Raw genomic sequence first — 14177 nt, 5'->3', positions numbered from 1 at the left:
TCAGACCCGTCCTCGTTGGTGTTCCCGGTATGCCCCACGGTGAAGTGCGTGTTTGTCGGTTCCGTGTCGCTCCACCCCGCGCTCGACGCGACCAGCGCATTGTCGAGGTTCGGATAGACCAGCTTGGTGGCACCGAGGGCGGAATGGTAGGCCATCCAGTTCTGGCCGTTGGTGGTGATGTTCTTGACGATTATCAACTCGGGAACGCCGCCACAGTTGTGGGCGAGCTGCTTTCCGGCAATCCCGTCACCAACATAGGGCACAATATCGAACCCGAACTCCGGCCCGCGCTTGAGGCAGAAGTCCACATACGGCCTGCTGTCGCCGTAGTTGACAAAAGTGGAGCTCCCCATGGTGTAGCCGTCAGCCGCGAACGCCTTCAATGACTCGGCGTCCGTCCGGTCAGCGTCTGCGCTCTGCATCGCCAGCCAGTGCGTTGCGCCGCGGCAGGTGTCGAACACGCCCCACGAGGTGGCCGCGTCCCGCCCCTTGGTCAGCACGAAGTCCGGCGCGAAGCCGAGGCCGCTCACCGTGGCGTCCGCGCCCGTACCGCTGCGAAGCACGATGTCCACGCCCTTCGCCGGGTCAAGCGGCTCCGGCTCGGGGAGGTTCGCGCTGGACAGCGGGCTGTAACCCACGGGCGGCCCGTAGGCGAAGCCCGTTGCGCCGAAGTTGACCGTCTGTGCGCCGCCGTTGGCGCTGGCAAGATGCAGCAGTATCTCCCGATCGTCGGTGGAGTACGAGCCTGCGTGAATGACAGCGTTGTTCAGCCGCACTTCAAATTGATCATTTTCTGTATCGAGTAGCAGACCAAGCACATCACCCCCCGACCAAGCGGAGAATGTACCAACACTGGCCCCGTCGACCACAAGCGTCCCGTCAGCGCGATAGTAAAACGGCTGGTCGCCATTTCCCGGCTGACGCAGCCCGATAAACGCACTGCTGCTTCCGGCGTTTCCCGCGTCGGTTTTGGATTCGATATACCACTTGCCCGGAGGAATCAGATGCGTGCTGTACGACTCACGTCCGCTGGTGCCGCCGACGGACGCGGTTGTGTTTCCGTTTGCATAGGACACTGCCGAATCCGAGGTCGTTGCCGGATTCAGCGTGGAGTAGTTGTCCGTCGGCGTGTCCAGTGTCTGCACAGGGCTGCCGTTCACGGTCCAGTGGTTGCCGTTGCCGGAGACGTCCCGGCCGAGGTTGGCGGCATCGGCGAAGTCGAGATGACTGCCGCCTGCGCTGTACTCTCCGGCATAGACGCGAGGCGTCCAGAGGGTGGACACGGTCGGCGAAACCGAGCCGAAGGGGTCGGCGGTCGTCCGGTCCACGGCGTGCAGGTCGGCGTAATATCCGTGCGAGGACCCGCAGAGCGCGATCAGCAGGTTTTCCAGCAGTTCGTGAAAGGACGTCCCGACGCTGCCGCCGTATGCCTGCGGCGTGCCGTCATTGATTTTGTATGTGACAGTAGAACCGGTTTTTTCGATGCGCAGATGGTAATGCCCGCTCATGTCCATAAGCGGCGCAAGGCTGGCAGCGGTGGGCTTGAACCAGACGGAGATGACCGCATCCGTGCCGAGGGCGGGCGAGGCGGAAAAGCCGTTCTCCACGAGCGCGGAATGCCCGATGTGGCATGGAAACACGGGCCGTACGCCGCCCAGGCCGGTCAGGGGATGGATGATCGGATCAAACATCAGGCCACCGCCTTGAAGTCCTGCAGGGCCGTGCCGCGCAGCACGCCGCCGCGCTCGACGAAGGTGACCACGTCCTCGGCGCCTGGCTCGGGCGTCACCGCCGGGGCCGCGCCGCCGGGCCAGCGGATGGACGCGGGCCAGGCCACGGACCGACCGCCGGTGGCGTCCTGCACCAGCGTCAGCTCGCCCGGCCCGGGGTTGATGATGGTCATGGCCGTCACGTCTTCGGTGAGCGTCAGCAGCGCCCGGGGTGCGGCGGCCATGTCCCACGTCACCGTCCCGGCGTCGATGACCAGTGCGGTCTGCTCGTATTCCTGCGGCGCGGTCCAGAGGTTGGGTGATGCCATGCGGGCCCGTGCATCAAGCGCCGATTGCAGCCCCTGCACGTCCATTATCTGCAACCCCGCACCGGCCTCGGCCAGAGAGTGGGCAATCTGGACGGACTGTTCCGCGGGCGAGAGTACCGTACCGAGCAGACGGGCGAACTCGCGCCAGACCCCGGCAGACTCGTCCCAGCGCAGCACGAGCTTGTCGCCGGGACCCTGCAGAACAAGGTCGGCAGCATCGCGCAGGCTGATGTTCCCCGCCGCGTGCCTGACCGTGATCGCATCCCCGTCGCGAATCGGGGAGAGCAGAACGCGACGGTCGTCCGTCGGTTCGGCGGCGATATCCGTCAGGGCATCTGTGGTCTGGGACTCGGGTGACTCGGGCAACAGGTAGCCCTGTCCCGAGGTCACGGTGATTGCTCCGGCGGCAATATCCTCGAATGATGCTCCGGCATCGACGAACCAGCCCGGCAGCCAGACGCCCCCGGCGGCCTGCACGGTGCCGGGGCCGGAAAAGACCCGCGAGTCGGTCCAGGCCCCGAACTGGCCCGACACCTGAAGATGCGCGCCGGGACCGATGAACAGGCTCGCGCCGGGCGTGGCCAGCACTGCGCTGGCTGTCGGAATGGTCAGGTCCTCAGTCAGGGCGTAATCGCCTTCTGGCAGGCTGAAGCGCCCGGCTTCGCCCAGCTCGGCAACGGCCGCGAGAAACATGGCTGAAAAGTCCATGGCTGCCGGCTCGTCCCATCCCTGCAGGTTGACCAGATTGAGCAGCCCCTTGCGCAGGGTGTCCTTGTCCGGGCGCTGCCCCACGGTCAGAATGTCCATGACGTGTTTCACGGTATCCTCCTAGGTGACCACGGCGCTGACGGCCACGCCGTACTCACTGCGGTTTTCGGTTTTGTCTTCGGTGCGCACCCAGTAGTAATAGGTGCCGGACGTCAAATCGCTATCTGTCCAGCCGGCGTTTTCGCCGGGCAGGGAGTAGACGAGCCCCGCCAGCTCGGCCGCGGCATAGTCGTCGGCGGTGTGCCGGTAGACGCGGCTGCGCTCAAAGTCCTCGTCCATGGGGCATATCCACGTGATGGTTGCCTGGCCGCTGCCGCCGGACGCAGCCAGTTCCTCCACCGGCGACGGCGGCGTGCTGTCCGCTCCGTTGGGGGCCTCCACCTCCGGAGCCTCGGGCATGTCCTGTTCATCCACCTCGGGATCCCACTGGTAGGCGCGGTCGTCATCCTGCTGGAGCGTGAGGTCCACGCCGAGGCCGTCGTCCGCCAGACGCCATTCGGCAATGCGGTACTTGGCGCCCCCTTCCCAGCACTCGGGCAGATGCAGGTTGACCGGCTCCCCCGGCACCAGCGGCAACAGGGACAGGTTCCCCGGAAAATCGACGGTGGACTGGAGGCGGTGCCGCTCCAGATACATCTTGGCCAGCCGCTGCGCCGTGGCGGGGTAGCGGGTAAACGGCAGATCGAGCTCGGTGTAGATCACGTGCCCGCCGTCCTGCTGCACGTATTCGTCGTTGGTCACGAACGGGTAGTCCGTGGGCTGCCACTTCTGTTCGACGCAGATGAACGTTCCGCGCACCGCATTGAACAGGTCCGTCCTGTTGCGGCGCGGCTGTACGCTCACGCTGGCGCGCGCCATGCTCTGGCGCACGTCGGCCACCACGGGGCTTGCCGAGGCAACGCGCAGATTCCATCTGCCGCCGGCCACGTCGAGTGATCCCCCGCAGGAACTGAGCATGTCGCTCAGAATCTGGAAGGGTTCGCCTTCGGTATCCACCACGCCGTTGCAGGTGTACCGGGGCTCCGTGCCGCCGTTCTTGAGGGGCACTTCCTCGTCGCAGATGTTGGCGGCCGCGCGGAAGGAATCTTCGTTGATCCGATCCGGAGGCACGCCGTAGCCGCCCAGCTCTTCGGGCGTGAGCAGGTAGTCGCGGATGCACAGGGCCGCGTTCTCGGTCCACAGGGTGGAGCCGCTGCGGGGGTCCAGCACCTTGCGGCCGCGATAGACCACGGTGGGGTTCGGGATGCCGCCGGGAAACATCTTCTGATCGTAGACCAGCTTCAGCGCAGCATAGGCAATGCCGCGCATCCGGTGGTCCACGGTCCACTTGCCGTCGCATTCGTCCATGAACCGCTGGTTCGCGGTCTGGTCCGGGGCGCCGAGGTGGAAGTCGCAGAAGACGTGGGCGCTGCCGTCCTTGAGCCACCGGCTGTTGGTGGCGGCGCCGTCCTCGCTGAGTTCCACGAGCTCGTCGTCGAGGTACAGCTCCTCGACCGCGTCGATTTCCCCGGCGGCAAGGGGAAAGATGATGTAGAGGTTCTTGTTCTTGTCGCCGTTGGAGTGGATGAAGGTCATGGGGCCGGACGTCCGCACGCGTCCGTAGGCGTATTTCCAGCTCGTGACGGGCTGGCGCACCATCTGCGACATGCCGCCGCCACGTTCGTTGAAGCTCGGCATGTCCATGCTCGGCTTCTTGCCGGAGCCGAGCAGGGCGGAACCGGCAAACGTGACCGCCGCCGTGACCACCCCGCCCACAACGGCGGAAAGGACCGCGCCCGAAACCGCGGACGCGGCAGCGGTCCCGGCCACGGACGCGGCCACCGCAATGACTGCGCCGCCCATCTAGCCGACCCTCCATGCGCGAAGCGTCAGCGCGCCGGGCAGCATGGCCACTCCGGCGGGCAGGGCGGCCACGGCCACCTCAGCCCCCATGCAGATGCCGAAGCTGGGGGTGCCGTTTGTCTGCCGCAGAAACACCGCGTCGCCGCGCCGGGCATACGCGGGCGCAACCTCCGGCGCGTTCAGATCATGGGCGATCCGGGCCATGGCTTCTTCAAGCCCCCCGTCGCAGAACCGGCGAAGCGACACGACCGCCCCGTGCCTGTCGGAATAGCGGCCCCGGAACCACTCGGCCGGGTCCACGCCCGTGATGGCCTCGATGGCATCGCACGCGAACAGGCAGCAGTCGTGCTCGCCCCATCGGAACTGCGCCGTGCTGCGGGACTCCACGAACGAAACGAGGCGGGCCTCCCAGTCCGGACGGCGAATCAGTCGTACTTCTGTTTTCCCCATAGCACCAATATCTCCTGTAGCGATGAAACAAACTCCAGTCCCTTGTCCCCGGGCGCGCGTTCGCGCAGATCCACGTCGGAGTAGTGGCGCACGCGCGGGCGTGTGAGCGAGGCAAACTCGTGCTCGGCAGACAGGCTCACGGTTATCCCGCCGCCGTCCAGCGTGATCGTCGGGGCGTCCATGCGTCCGAGCCACAGGCTCACTGGATCCGGCACCAGTGCCCAGTCCTCGGTGAAGACCGCGTAGAAAAACTCCACGGCCCGCCCCTGATAGTGCTGCGTGAAGGTGGTCGAGATCGTGTCGAAGAGCGGAGCGCCCGTCTCGTCCTTGAGCGGGATGCCGCTGAGGCTGATGTCCACGGTCTGGCTCTTGAGGTCCAATGTGTCGGTGATGCCCGACACCCCGCCGAACTGGCCCACGCCGTGCCAGACGTGGCCGCCCCAGTGCAGGGAGCCGACACCGGACCATGCGCGGACGGGATCGTCGGGAAAGTCCAGGTACACGAGCAGCGCGGGGAACACGGTGCCGCCGGCGATATGCGCTTCGACCTCGGGACTCATCAGGCGGGGCATGGGACCTCCTGGTGGAATTCGAGTTGGAACGAACTGAACAGGCCGGGCTCGGTGGGGTTGCGTGCCAGCTGATCATCCTTGGCGCGGAACACACCCGTGCAGCCGCTCCAGCCGACGACCTGACCGGAGGCCAGCGGGTACGTGGCCGGGATCGTGGGGCGCACATGCAGCAACCCTGCGCCCCATTGGTCGGTATTCAGGTCGCGGGTGAGGATGTGCAGTCGATTCTCTCCGAACTGCACGTAGTCCCCGGCCAGCAGCAGACCGGGAACCGAGGGCATCCAGCCCGCCGACGGGACCACGCTGCCGTACACGTTTTCGGTGACACGCGGCGGCAATGGCGGCATGTCCAGAAAGTGGGTGTCGTCCGTGAAGCTCGTACCGTCCGCGAACGGGAACAGGAACGGGTCGCGGATGCGTCCGGCAGGGGTGAAGCGTCGAAAATCCGGAATCCGGATGCGTCCCGCACGCCCGCCCAGCTCCGCCAGCAACGCGTCGAGCCGGGCGCTTGTCCGCCGGTTTTTGCGGGAAAAGCGCATGACGCAAACCCAGCGATCGCCGGGCAGAACGTACACCTGCTGCTGCCGCGTGAACGGGCTGGTGTTTTCGGCGGTGTGCGGCTCCAGCCAGAATTCGGAGCGGGAGGGGCGCAGGTCTGCGGGCCAGTCTATGATCATCCTATCCTCCCATCGCCCAGCGGCGTTTACCGGGGTCTGTGCGCAGCCGCTTGAGGGCCAGCTCGGCACCGTCCCGGGCGGCCCGATTGCTGGCCGCCTGAATCAGGGCCATGTTTTTTTCGGACACGTCGCCCGCGACATGCACGCTGGAGTCGATGTTGAAGACCACGCCGCCCCCGCCGCCCGAGCCGCGAATGGTGACAGGGATGGTGCGGCCGTCCGGAAGCGGCACATGCGCCTCCTTGCGGTAGCGACCTTCGGAGACCCATGCCAGCTGCGGGCCGACGGAGACGCCGCCGTTGGCGTAGGCGGCATCCGCTCCGGCGAGCTTGGTGGACTGGTTGCCGCCCTCGGAGGCGTCGCCACCGCTGAACAGGTCCCCGAAAAAGCTGCCCACGCCGGAGGCAAGGCTGCGGGTCAGCGGCTTCATGACGTTGATGCGAAATATCTCCTGCGCCACCTGCTTCACCAGATTGGTCAGGTCGCCCAGATCGCCCTTCATATTGAAAACCATGTCGGTGCCGAGCTGCTCGACACGGCGGAACGCTCCTTCATAGACGTCCGCGATGCTTTCCGCTGCGGTCTGTGAATAGCGTTCGTAACGGGACGCCCCGAGGATGAGCCCGTCAATCATGCTGTCCGACTCCGCCAGCTGCATTTCATGCTGACGCTTTTGCGCTGCGGCCCGTTCGTCCTCAATCTGGAGAATCTGCTCGGAAGCCCAGCGGTTCACCTTCACCTTGTCGGCCCCGGCCTGCTCAAAGCGCTTGGCTTCATCCTCGATGAGCTTCACTTCGTAATCGTATCTGCCCAGAGACATGCGCTGATACTCGACATTGAACTCGGCCAGCACCTGCTTGCGCTGCTCCAGCGCGGCCTTCTGTGCGGCCAGCGCGCTGGCGCTCGGTCCGGACCTATCGGCGTCGGTGCGATTCAGCGACGGATCGGGGGGAGGGTCGTTGGTCGGGGCGGGGGTGTCCCTGTCCGCCTCCCCGCTGCTGTTGTCCAGCACACGGAAGTCATGTTCGGCCTGCCGGCGTTCTTCACCGGCCTTTCGGCGCATTTCGGCCAGCCTGTCGGTCAGGCGTTTGATCCGCGCTTCCGACTCAGCAATCTGCTTGCGGATGGCGGGGCCTTGGGTTTCCAGAGACTGGCCGCTCAGCTCGGCCAGCCGCTTGCGGCGGTTGGCCAGAAAGTTCATCTCCTGCCGCATGACGGCGCCCAACTTATCCCGGTCCGTGACCTTCTTGCCCTCGTCAAAGGTGTCCTTGATCTGACCGATGGCAGCGGAGACAAGCACGATGGCGGCGCGGGCCTTGGCCCCGCCGACGATGGCGCCGATGAGGCCGATCTCCTGCACCACGTCGGGCAGCTGGTTCCACCCCGTAATGGTTTTGTCGAACACCTTGCCCACGATCTCGGCAAAGTCGCCGGCGTGGCGGGCTGCACCGCCGAGCGTGGTCACGAGCTTGTCGCCGTGCTGGTCCAGCCAGTCGGACAGGCCGTTCAGGGTCTGCTTGAGATCCGGGGCAATGTCCTCGCCCAGATCCAGCATGGTGGCATCAAGCGTGTTCTGGAAACGCTCGCGGCTGGCTTCGAGCGTTTTTTCAAACGAGTGCCATGCCTTTGCTGCTCGTCCCTGCCGGTTCTCCATTTCCTGAAGAACCTGATTGAACTGAGAAAACTCGTCGGCGAGCATGGGGGCCATGCCTGTCAGGGCCTCGGACGATTCGAACAGGCGGCCCATGCTCATGCCGCTGGCTTCGGCCTGCTTCTTGATCAGAAGCAACGCCCCGGCAAGGCCGTACTGCTGGACAAGCGCCTCGCCGCTGGCCACGTTCATGGATTCCAGCAGATCCCGCATGCGCTCCTGCGGCTTGATCAGTCCCATCAGAATGGCGCGATACTGGGTGGCGGCCTGCGACGTGGTTCCGGCGGTCTGGGAGATGGCTGCCAGAGCCGCGCCCATCTCTTCCGCCTTGACGCCGAGCAGGCCGGATATGGCGGCCACGTCGCCGATGACCGGCACGAGCTCCGCAAAACTGGTCTGCCCCTCCTTCTCGATGGAGAACAGCAGATCCGCCGCGTCCGAGGCATCCCGGAACTCACCGTCCAGCCCCTTCATGACCTTGGTGAGCGCCTTGATGGTCTTGGACTGCGAAACGTGCGCTCCCTTGGAGGACTTGGCTGCAGTGGTCAGCACCTCCATGGCGGCGGCCGGTTCCTTCACCCCCGCCGAGATGGTCTGGTAGTATCCCTGCACCAGTTCGGTCATGGTGCCGAGCGAGTGCGGCAGTTCGCCAAGCTGCGAGTCGATCTCCTGCAGCGACTGGTCGGTGACCTTGGACATGTCGCGCAGGCTCACCTCGTACTGCTCGAACCGCTGGGTCACGTCCTGCAGGAACATGGCGCCGCCTGCAGCCACGAACGCGTTCTGCAACGTCATGGCCCGGCGCGTGAGCCCGTCAACGGCCAGCCCCGCCTTGCGGAGCTGGCTCGTTGCCATGTCTTTTGCGCTAATAATTATCTGCGTTTCCGGCATCGTTCCTCCGGGCCATCCGGTTCAGTTCGAATTGCTCCAGGTGCTTGAGCCTGCGAAAAACCCCGGCATCCACGTCCAGCGGCGGGTCCTGTCTTTCGGCCACCCATTCCACGGCGGGCCAGTCCAGCCCCACGGGGCCCAGCGGCCCGACCCTCCACTGGTTGTTGCAGTCTATCCAGAGGCGCCAGACAGCACGGTTTTCGGGCATGAGCTCCGGGCTGTCCGCGCGGACCTCGCATTCGGCGCACTCTGCGGCGGTGCCGTTACATGTGTCGCAGTAGGCAGCTCGGTCCGGGTCCGCGACCCAACGCCAGACCGCTAGGAGTTTTCCGCCAGCTCGGGCAGGGTGAACGTGTGGCGCTGGGTCTCGGACACCAGCAGCATGACGTCGCGGTTGGACTGGCGAATCTCATCGAACAGCTCCTCGCCGTACAGATTCTCCACCATGCGCCGCACGTTTTCGCGCGCTTCGAGCACATCGAGTTCGGCCTCGTCCTCACGGCGGCGCAGAATTTCCGTGGCCTCGTCAAAGCCGAGCCCCTTGAGTTCAACGGTCTTGCCGCAGTCCGGCAGCAGAATGGTCTTGGGCATCTATTCCTCCCAGGTCTTGATTTCGTTGCGCAGCCGCACCACGAGCCCGCTGCCTTCGGAGGCAACGTCGTGGAAGGCGCTGTAACTGAACTCTTCCTTCACGCCCTTGGGCCCGGAGATGGCCGGGGTGTTTCGCTGATACAGGCATTCGGGCAGCAACAGGGACAGCTGGTAGCCGCTGTTCACCAGCAGGATTTCCAGCCGTTTGCGCTCGCCGGTGTTGGATGCTTCGAGAAACCGAGTGTCCTTGAACAGCGCGGTCATCTGTCCGGACAGCGTCATGAGGCCCTCGGAGAGAGAGCCGCGACGGCCGTCGGCGCCGATGGTGTAGCCGTCCTCGGTGTCCAGATCGTTGGACACGTCCAGCGAAAACGTCTTGAGCCGGTCGGCGAGCAGCACGCCGTCTTCGAGAATCCGCGCCTGACGCTGCTGGAACTTGTGCAGCGGCAGGCGGACGGCGGAGGCGTCATAGGGCTGGGTGGAGTCGGTTTCGCCACGGCCGACGATATCCAGGCTGGCCGACATGGCACCGGATTCGCCTACGCTCAGGCCCAGCGAGTTGAGCTTGAGGCCTTCGCACACGGCGTAGAGCGGCAGGTCCGGAAAAGCCTTCTCAGCGAGGAAGCTGGGCATGTCGTCAACCACCACATAGGTGTGATCGAAGAAGCCGGCGCTGGCGGTCGGGGTGTCGTCGAACGACTCTTCGACGAAGGCGGCCGTGATCACTATTGCATCCAGACCGGACCCCCGACCCACGACGTGCGTGCCGTCATAATTGACCGTGCCGGTGATGACGACTTGCGCGCCGACCGGCAGGCCGTGCCCCTTGCTGGGCAGCGCCACCGTGCCGTCGCCGCGATCCGCTGCATCGCCGAGCAGCGTCACGACCCGGGCCAGCTGGACGGTTTCGGTGCCGTCGAACGCTTCGGCGGCATAGGGGGCGGCAATCACCAGTTCGTTGTCCGTGGTCTCGGTGGCCAGCGAGTGCGCGCCGTCGTAGCCGGTGGTGCCGGAGATGAGCACGGGAGCGCCTGCCGCAAGGCCGTGTCCGGTGGCGGGCAGGCCCACCTTGCCGGCCCCCTTGTCCACGGCGTTGCCCGCGTCCAGCGTCAGGGCAGGCACGGGCTCGGTGGTCGGCAGGCCGAACAGGCCGCGCAGCCAGATGCCGAAGGAATGCGCGTCCACGGGGACGTCGGCGCTGCCGCGCTCGTCGGTGAGTCCTTCGTCCGGCGCCACCGGGTTGCGTGAGCCGGTCAGGATTTCGTCCGGCGTCTGGTCGCGCGATTCGGCCACCTCAAACGAACGGACCGGGACCCGAAACGCCTTTTTGACGCCGGGCCGCACGCCGTAGGCGGCTTCGAAGTCCACCGTCACCGCGCTTTTGTACCCTCTTGCCTGTCTACCCATGGTGTCCTCCTAAATGGTGTTGTCCTCGACCACCTCGAAAATCAGGTGGCGCTCAAAGAGATGTTTGCCCGGGCGCGAGGTCTCTCCCTCCCAGGACGACGGTGCGGCTTCGCACCCTTCCAGCGCATCAAGCGCCAGCGATTCGAAGCGGCGGATCAGGCCGTAGCCGCGAACCTCGTATCCGTTCGCCAGTTCGTCGCGTTCACGGCAATTCAGGCCGAGCGCCATCAGCACGGTCCTGCGGGCCGTGCTGCGCTCGAAACCGTCGCGGTCGGCGAACGGGACCACGGCAATGTACGGCGCATCCCCGCTGCCGTGGGGCGCTCTGGGATCAAAGCCCAGAATCAGCACGGGCTCGCCGCCGAGCGTGTCCCGGCAGAAGTCCTGCAGCGCGGGAAAATCCTGCAATGCTGCGACCCATTTTTTGGCGATTTCGTAGCTGTCCATGCGTTACCTCAAAGCGAAAGCCCGGCTGGATTTGCCGAGGTAGTAGGAAATCTTCTGCTCGATCCGCTCGAAAATCTCGTCTCGCGTCCCCTCGTAGACCGGGGTGATCAGATCGCGGGGCGGGCTCTCGATGGTGTCCTCCGCCGGGATGGGCAGCCCGGCCGCGCCGAAGAACCGCCGCATCTTGTCCGTGACGCGCGTGCTGAAGCCGCGCTGCAATGACCACGCGCGCCGGGCCGCTGCCGGAGAGAGCCAGCCGACGCGTACGCGCATGAGCCGCTTGTCGCGGCGGTAGCCGACGGCCTTGACCAGCTGGCCGTATGCGTGGGTGGCGGGCTGCCGGAAGTGCCCCTTCGCATCATCGAGAACGCGCTGCTGCTGAATCTCGGACAGTTCGGGCCAGTTCTCGCCGGGCGGATCCTCGTCGTAGACCGTGTTCTTGATTTCCTGCTGCAACCACCAACCCGCTGACCCGAGAGCGCGGTTGAACTCGGACGGGAACGTGCGCACCAGAAAGGCCATGAACGGAGCCGTGGTGTCCCGGATGGCCACGCGGGCCCCGCCCCGGTGGGACGAGTAAAAGGGATAGGTCCGGAGCACGGTCTTGCCCTGATGGCCCTTGACCGGAAAACGGACCGTGCCTTGGTATCCCTCGAAATCGCTCCAGCTGCTCATGCCGGGCTGCTCCCACGTTGTTCGGCCACGCAGCGCAGGCGCCACCAGATCGGGGTCGAAGTCCGGGGCAGGGCATCCACCTGACGGATTTCGTACAGCCGGGTTTCGAATTCGATTTCGTCGCCGTACACGGGAGGCTCGGGATGATCCGACACGGCGAGGCGAAACGATGCGTGATACCCCAGCCCGTCGAACAGCTCGGCATCGAACCCCGACGGGGCAGAGCCGAACCCGAAGACGGTGACCACCGCTCGGGTGGGCACCGCTTCACCGGTCTCGGCCACGTAATCGACCGCGCGGCCGCACTCGTCGAGCATGGACTGGGCATGATCGGACGTCAGCATGCATCAGCCCTCGCGTTCCGTGGCAGGCAGCTCTTCCAGATCGGGCAGGGCTTCCAGCTCGCGGGTCCGGGCGTTGTATTCCTCGGGCGTCGGCACGGTGTAGCCGTCGTCAGTCAGGGCTGCGGCTATCTGGGCAAACGTGGCCCCGACCCTGAGCGCACCTTTGATCATCAGCAATACTTCCATGGTCCTGTCCTCCGACATTGTCTTATCCTCCGAGGATTCGGTTCATCGCCGCCTTGGCCTGCGTCAGCAGGGACCGGGCCTTGTCCAGCAGGACGGGCCAGTCTCCGGGACGCGTGCGGGAGTATCGCCACGTGTCGGTGGCGTTGCGCAGCAGCACGAGGACGGTCTTTGTCCGGTTGAGCAGCGGGGCCACATCCGTCTTGAGCCGTATGCGGGTGTCGGGTTCGACCTGCGGCAGCAGCTGGCGGTATTGCGTATCGACACTTTCAAAGGCCGTGGTGATTTCGTCGGTCACGGCCACGGCCTGTTCGTGGGGCGGCAGGTTCTTGAGCGCGCAGCCGGAAAGGGCGGGTCCCAGCGTGACGATAAGGAGCAGGACGCCGAGCCCGGTCTTGTCGGGCTTGCCCGCCACCACCTTGTCCCTGGCCTTGATGCGGCCGTAGATCGTCCCGACGGTGGTCGCCACGGCTGCCAGCAACGTCAGGATCTTTTCCAGCTCGCCCGCCTGCACATCGAGGCCGAACAGGCTGAACAGCAGCACGCCCATTCCGGCGAGGCTGGAAATGACGGTTTTCGATTGCAACAGATTCTTTTGCATCAGACCTCCTGCAGTCTGCGGTTGAGCTCGGTGACGCGCCTCGTCCATCCGAGCAGGTATTTCATGCTTGCGGAACGCTCCCGGCAGATGCCCCGGTAATGGTCCATGCGGTTGAGCAGCACGTCCTTGGCCAGCAACAGCGAGCGAGTGCGGGAGTTGCCGACGTAGAAGTCCATGGTGCCGAGGGTGCGGGTGCCGATCACGCCGTCCACCACCAGCGACGGAACCACCTCGCCGTCGATGAACTGGGCGTTGATGCTGCGCTGGAGCAGCCGACCGGCCGCACGGAGACCGAGGTTGACCGCCGTGTCGAACATGACCAGCGCCACATGGGCGGGCATCTGGTCGCAGTTCTGGGCATGCCAGTAGTCGCGGCGATATATTTCCTTGGCGCCCGCACGGGTCAGGGCCGCGATATCCACGTCGGGGTACGCCCGTGCGGAGATGCCGAATTTGGTTTCCCCGCCCGGATCGTCAGGGTCGTTCACATAGCCGCCCTCGTGCTCAAGCACGAAGGTCAGTGCGTATTCGAGACTGTTCATAAAGCCCTCCTGGGGTCGCCGGAGTCCCGGCAGTGGCGCAGCCGCTCCATGAGCCACGCGGGCAGACGGATGCCCAGCGCGGCGAGATGGTCCGCTGCGGAGAGAAATTCGTTGATGGCCAGATACGCGATCATCAGGTCCCGCGCCGGGCTCTGGAGCCAACTCGTGGAAATGGCCAGATCCAGCACGTGGGCAATGGCGACGGCGATGACGTAGAGCAGAAACTTGCCGATGCCCTTGCGCATCTTCGCCAGCGACAGCCGCCTCTTGTAAAAGGCGCGCGAAAAGCCCAGCAGATAGTCGGCGCAGAACAGAATCGTGAGGGCGCCGAACGGCAGGTCGAACCCGCCGAGCAGCCAGCCCACGACGCCGAGGCAGGTGCCGCCGATGGCCTTGAGGCCGAACTGATCGGCAACGGGAGCGCAGAGGGCGCGCAGGGTGAGGATGGCGTCGAGGAAACTGTCGCTTTGCATGACCGCTCCGGGGTTGCCCCCGCCT

General features: G+C 65.4%; 16 protein-coding genes and 1 pseudogene. All 17 read right to left on the bottom strand.

Going from position 1 to position 14177, the window contains the following annotated elements:
* On the bottom strand, positions 1–1691 hold a 1691-nt coding region (locus BR24_RS14480), incomplete at its 3' end, for a DUF7483 domain-containing protein (protein WP_496542188.1).
* A complete protein-coding gene (locus tag BR24_RS14475; RefSeq protein ID WP_496542187.1) occupies positions 1691–2857 on the bottom strand; it encodes a hypothetical protein in 1167 nt (388 codons plus the stop codon). The genes BR24_RS14475 and BR24_RS14480, both read right to left, overlap by 1 nt.
* Before the next feature lie 9 nt (positions 2858–2866).
* Positions 2867–4648, bottom strand: coding sequence for a phage tail protein (locus tag BR24_RS14470; RefSeq protein ID WP_496542186.1), 1782 nt, complete (start codon positions 4646–4648; stop codon positions 2867–2869).
* The gene (locus BR24_RS14465; RefSeq protein WP_462965836.1) at positions 4649–5098 is read right to left on the bottom strand and encodes a DUF6950 family protein; all 450 of its coding nucleotides are present in this window, start codon (positions 5096–5098) and stop codon (positions 4649–4651) included.
* Complete coding sequence (locus tag BR24_RS14460) at positions 5074–5670, bottom strand: hypothetical protein (protein WP_496542185.1); 597 nt, start codon at positions 5668–5670, stop codon at positions 5074–5076. The genes BR24_RS14465 and BR24_RS14460 overlap by 25 nt, the downstream gene beginning before the upstream one ends.
* Positions 5658–6347: a hypothetical protein gene (locus BR24_RS14455; protein WP_496542184.1), complete on the bottom strand. Its 690-nt coding sequence runs from the start codon at positions 6345–6347 to the stop codon at positions 5658–5660. Before BR24_RS14455 ends, BR24_RS14460 begins: the two co-directional genes overlap by 13 nt.
* A gap of 1 nt (position 6348) precedes the next feature.
* Complete coding sequence (locus tag BR24_RS14450; protein ID WP_496542183.1) at positions 6349–8853, bottom strand: phage tail tape measure protein; 2505 nt, start codon at positions 8851–8853, stop codon at positions 6349–6351.
* Positions 8854–8863: 10 nt separating this feature from the next.
* Positions 8864–9106 (bottom strand): annotated as a pseudogene (locus BR24_RS14445) (DUF1799 domain-containing protein); the annotation flags it as partial.
* Positions 9107–9207: 101 nt separating this feature from the next.
* Positions 9208–9480, bottom strand: a complete 273-nt coding sequence (locus BR24_RS14440) for a hypothetical protein (RefSeq protein WP_496542182.1) — start codon at positions 9478–9480, stop codon at positions 9208–9210.
* Positions 9481–10887: a phage tail tube protein gene (locus BR24_RS14435; RefSeq protein ID WP_496542181.1), complete on the bottom strand. Its 1407-nt coding sequence runs from the start codon at positions 10885–10887 to the stop codon at positions 9481–9483.
* A 9-nt stretch (positions 10888–10896) separates the two neighbouring features.
* The gene (locus tag BR24_RS14430) at positions 10897–11334 is read right to left on the bottom strand and encodes a hypothetical protein (protein ID WP_496542180.1); all 438 of its coding nucleotides are present in this window, start codon (positions 11332–11334) and stop codon (positions 10897–10899) included.
* Between the two features lie 3 nt (positions 11335–11337).
* Positions 11338–12009: a hypothetical protein gene (locus BR24_RS14425; RefSeq protein WP_496542179.1), complete on the bottom strand. Its 672-nt coding sequence runs from the start codon at positions 12007–12009 to the stop codon at positions 11338–11340.
* Positions 12006–12353, bottom strand: a complete 348-nt coding sequence (locus tag BR24_RS14420; RefSeq protein WP_496542178.1) for a hypothetical protein — start codon at positions 12351–12353, stop codon at positions 12006–12008. Before BR24_RS14420 ends, BR24_RS14425 begins: the two co-directional genes overlap by 4 nt.
* 3 nt (positions 12354–12356) lie before the next feature.
* Complete coding sequence (locus BR24_RS14415) at positions 12357–12539, bottom strand: hypothetical protein (protein WP_496542177.1); 183 nt, start codon at positions 12537–12539, stop codon at positions 12357–12359.
* Between the two features lie 22 nt (positions 12540–12561).
* On the bottom strand, positions 12562–13137 hold the full coding sequence (locus BR24_RS14410; protein ID WP_496542176.1) for a hypothetical protein: 576 nt from the start codon (positions 13135–13137) through the stop codon (positions 12562–12564).
* Complete coding sequence (locus BR24_RS14405; protein ID WP_496542175.1) at positions 13137–13679, bottom strand: glycoside hydrolase family 108 protein; 543 nt, start codon at positions 13677–13679, stop codon at positions 13137–13139. The genes BR24_RS14410 and BR24_RS14405 overlap by 1 nt, the downstream gene beginning before the upstream one ends.
* Positions 13676–14152, bottom strand: a complete 477-nt coding sequence (locus BR24_RS14400) for a phage holin family protein (protein WP_496542174.1) — start codon at positions 14150–14152, stop codon at positions 13676–13678. Before BR24_RS14400 ends, BR24_RS14405 begins: the two co-directional genes overlap by 4 nt.
* Positions 14153–14177 lie beyond the last annotated feature (25 nt).

Source organism: Pseudodesulfovibrio halophilus DSM 5663, assembly GCF_059568665.1.
This window is presented reverse-complemented; position numbering and strand designations above follow the sequence as displayed.

Coding starts and splice junctions, on each gene's coding strand:
- BR24_RS14470 (WP_496542186.1), bottom strand. CDS start 4,648: ATGGGCGGCGCAGTCATTGCGGTGGCCGCGTCCGTGGCCGGGACCGCT.
- BR24_RS14465 (WP_462965836.1), bottom strand. CDS start 5,098: ATGGGGAAAACAGAAGTACGACTGATTCGCCGTCCGGACTGGGAGGCC.
- BR24_RS14460 (WP_496542185.1), bottom strand. CDS start 5,670: ATGCCCCGCCTGATGAGTCCCGAGGTCGAAGCGCATATCGCCGGCGGC.
- BR24_RS14455 (WP_496542184.1), bottom strand. CDS start 6,347: ATGATCATAGACTGGCCCGCAGACCTGCGCCCCTCCCGCTCCGAATTC.
- BR24_RS14450 (WP_496542183.1), bottom strand. CDS start 8,853: ATGGCAACGAGCCAGCTCCGCAAGGCGGGGCTGGCCGTTGACGGGCTC.
- BR24_RS14440 (WP_496542182.1), bottom strand. CDS start 9,480: ATGCCCAAGACCATTCTGCTGCCGGACTGCGGCAAGACCGTTGAACTC.
- BR24_RS14435 (WP_496542181.1), bottom strand. CDS start 10,887: ATGGGTAGACAGGCAAGAGGGTACAAAAGCGCGGTGACGGTGGACTTC.
- BR24_RS14430 (WP_496542180.1), bottom strand. CDS start 11,334: ATGGACAGCTACGAAATCGCCAAAAAATGGGTCGCAGCATTGCAGGAT.
- BR24_RS14425 (WP_496542179.1), bottom strand. CDS start 12,009: ATGAGCAGCTGGAGCGATTTCGAGGGATACCAAGGCACGGTCCGTTTT.
- BR24_RS14420 (WP_496542178.1), bottom strand. CDS start 12,353: ATGCTGACGTCCGATCATGCCCAGTCCATGCTCGACGAGTGCGGCCGC.
- BR24_RS14415 (WP_496542177.1), bottom strand. CDS start 12,539: ATGGAAGTATTGCTGATGATCAAAGGTGCGCTCAGGGTCGGGGCCACG.
- BR24_RS14410 (WP_496542176.1), bottom strand. CDS start 13,137: ATGCAAAAGAATCTGTTGCAATCGAAAACCGTCATTTCCAGCCTCGCC.
- BR24_RS14405 (WP_496542175.1), bottom strand. CDS start 13,679: ATGAACAGTCTCGAATACGCACTGACCTTCGTGCTTGAGCACGAGGGC.
- BR24_RS14400 (WP_496542174.1), bottom strand. CDS start 14,152: ATGCAAAGCGACAGTTTCCTCGACGCCATCCTCACCCTGCGCGCCCTC.